General features: G+C 58.8%; 1 protein-coding gene. It reads left to right on the top strand.

What is annotated here, in order from left to right:
* Positions 1-134: 134 nt before the first annotated feature.
* Positions 135-934 (top strand): group II intron reverse transcriptase/maturase (gene ltrA / locus LKX83_RS31765; RefSeq protein WP_227887248.1); only part of this gene is annotated, 800 nt, incomplete at its 3' end.

Here is a 934-nt window from a genome sequence, read left to right as displayed (position 1 = left end):
AAAAAAATGCGAAGTTACTTCGTAACCGCAACCGGGAGGTTGCGCTGAACCCGCAGGAGTCAGCAGAGGCCATAGTACGCAAGTATGGGACGCCGGAAAGCGGAAGGGCCGAACCGAAAGGAGAGAGGAAGCCGATGCGTTCGAACGAAGAGCAACGACAGCAGAATATCCCGCAAGGGAGCTCGCGGCAAAGAAATACGGTGAAGCCGGAAGGGTATGCCGGAGCGCCGAGTTCTTCGTCGGCACAAGTCGCCCCTTCCTCTCGCGAAGCAAGTAACGACCTGTTGGAGCGGATGCTCGGTAGTGCGAACCTAAGGGACGCATACAAGCGTGTGGTCCAAAACGGAGGAGCGCCCGGCGTGGACGGCGTAACGGTAGCTGAGCTACAAGCTTACCTGAAAGCACACTGGGAAACGGTGAAGACCGAACTTCTCGCGGGAACCTACAGACCTGCGCCCGTCAGACGGGTGGAAATCCCCAAACCCGGAGGCGGCGTACGGCTGCTAGGCATCCCGACCGTGATGGACCGGCTGCTTCAGCAAGCGCTTCTGCAAGTGATGAATCCGATCTTTGACGCGGAATTTTCTCCGAACAGCTACGGCTTTCGGCCGGGCAAGCGCGCGCACGATGCAGTGAGGCAGGCACAAGCCCACATCCAAAGCGGACTACGCTGGGCGGTGGACATGGACCTGGAGAAGTTCTTTGACCGGGTAAACCACGACATGCTCATGGCTCGCGTAGCCAGGAAGGTAACGGACAAGCGTGTCTTAAAGCTAATCCGCGCCTACCTGAACGCTGGGGTCATGGCAAACGGGGTATGCCAGCGAACGGAAGAAGGAACGCCGCAAGGAGGGCCGCTCAGCCCATTGCTGGCAAACATCCTGCTGGACGACTTGGACAGGGAGCTTACCCGAAGAGGACTGCATTTCGTCCG

It is taken from the genome of Cohnella baijiui (assembly GCF_020731285.1).
In the GTDB taxonomy this organism is placed as follows: domain Bacteria; phylum Bacillota; class Bacilli; order Paenibacillales; family Paenibacillaceae; genus Cohnella.
This window is presented reverse-complemented; position numbering and strand designations above follow the sequence as displayed.